The sequence below is a fragment of the Streptomyces sparsus genome, from assembly GCF_054776295.1.
Genome location: NZ_BAAHCA010000955.1, coordinates 1 through 1,809, shown reverse-complemented (window position 1 = coordinate 1,809; position 1,809 = coordinate 1). Strand labels below are relative to the sequence as shown.

General features: G+C 72.0%; 2 protein-coding genes. One reads left to right on the top strand and one right to left on the bottom strand.

The features are described 5' to 3' along the window. Window positions 1–53: 53 nt before the first annotated feature. A complete protein-coding gene (locus ACYVE9_RS25300; RefSeq protein ID WP_461030216.1) occupies window positions 54–968 on the bottom strand; it encodes a mechanosensitive ion channel family protein in 915 nt (304 codons plus the stop codon). A 214-nt stretch (window positions 969–1,182) separates the two neighbouring features. Between ACYVE9_RS25300 and ACYVE9_RS25295 the strand changes: the two genes are divergently transcribed. After that, a complete protein-coding gene (locus ACYVE9_RS25295; protein ID WP_461030215.1) occupies window positions 1,183–1,731 on the top strand; it encodes an HNH endonuclease in 549 nt (182 codons plus the stop codon). The last annotated feature ends 78 nt before the right edge of the window (window positions 1,732–1,809 follow it).

Sequence of the window (1,809 nt, the reverse complement as noted above, 5' to 3'; positions counted from 1 at the left end):
GCCCCCGGCCGGCTGGGCGGGGGCTGCGCGGGAGTCCTTCGGCGGTGGGCGGTTCAGGCGGGCGCGGCCTTGGTGAGCGAGACCTCCTCGTCGTCGACGATCCGGATGCCCTGGGCGTCCAGCGCGCTCTTGATGCGCCAGCGCAGCTCACGCTCGGCCGGCTTCGAAGCCCCCGGCATGGTCTTCACCGCCACCCGCACCGTCATGGTCTCCATGGTCATCGCGTCCAGGCCGAGGACCTCGACCGGCTCCCACAGCTGCTCGTCCCAGGGGGCCGTGCGCGCCATCTCGGCGCCGGCCGCGGCGAGCGTCTCGCGCACCTTCACCAGGTCCTCGTCGGAGCCGACCCGGACGTCCACGGTCGCCGTCGCCCACCCCTGGCTGAGGTTGCCGACCCGCCGGATCTCGCCGTTGCGCACGTACCAGATCTCGCCCTCGTCACCGCGCAGTTTGGTCACCCGGAGGCCGATCTCCAGCACCGTGCCGGTGGCCTCGCCGGCGTCGATCCGGTCCCCGACCCCGTACTGGTCCTCCAGCAGGATGAACATCCCGGTCAGCACGTCCGTCACCAGGTTCCTGGCGCCGAAGCCGATCGCCACCCCCGCCACACCCGCGCTGGCCAGCAGCGGACCCAGGTTGATGCTCAGCACCGACAGCACCGTCAACGCCGCCGTTCCCAGGATCAGGAACGACGCCACGCTGCGCAGGACCGAGCCGATCGCCTCCGACCGCTGCTGCCGCCGCTCGGCGTTGACCAGCAGACTGCCCAGCGCCCCGGAACCGGAGACGGCCTCCGCCGAGCGGTTCATCCGGTTGATGAGTCTGGTGAGGCCGCGCCGGATGACGGAGCGCAGCACCAGCGCGATCACCACGATCAGCAGGATGCGAAGTCCGGCCGCGAGCCAGGCTTCCCAGTTGTTCTGCAACCAGCCGGCGGCGTCGCCTGCCCGCTGGTGCGCGTCGTCCATGGCGTCCACGAGCCACACCCTAATGGGGGATATGCCGCGCACCCGGCGGAGTGCTGCGAGGTTCGTCCCTGAGCTGGCGCGGACCGCTCAGGTGTGGCCGAAAACACGCCGGGCGCGTTACCCGATCGTGGTGGCGCGGCAGGCGGGGGCCGGGACACACTGAAGGAGATCGTCCCGGCGCGAGCCACGCGCCGCAGACGTACAAGGAGGCACCGTGCCGCACGTCCTGGTCCTCAATGCGTCGTACGAGCCGCTCGGCGTCGTACCGCTTCGCCGCGCGCTCATCCTTCTCCTCAACGACAAGGCCGTCAGCCTCGAGGAATCCGGCGCCCTGATGCACAGCGCGACCCGCGTCATGGCCGCACCCAGCGTGGTGCGACTCAAACGCTTCGTCCGAGTCCCCTACCGCGGCCCCGTCCCGCTCACCAGGCGGGCCCTGTTCGCCAGGGACGGCGGCCGTTGTGCCTACTGCGGGCAGACGGCCACCAGCGTGGACCACGTCATCCCCCGCAGCCGTGGCGGTCAGCACGCGTGGGAGAACGTGGTGGCAGCCTGCCGCCGCTGCAACCACGTCAAGGCCGACCGCCACATCACCGAACTCGGTTGGCGGCTCCGGCACAAGCCCGCACCGCCGTCCGGTCTTGCCTGGCGCATCATCGGCACCGGTCACCGGGACCCGCGCTGGCTGCCCTACCTCCAGCCGTACGGAGCCGACGACGACCTGGTCAGGCTGGCCCGGATCGACGGCAGGGCGCCTGCCTGAGATCCCTCCGCCCGGCGCGGACCCCGCGGTCCGCCCCGGCCGCCGCGTCGCCGGTTCGGAGCACCTCCGGGCCCGCGA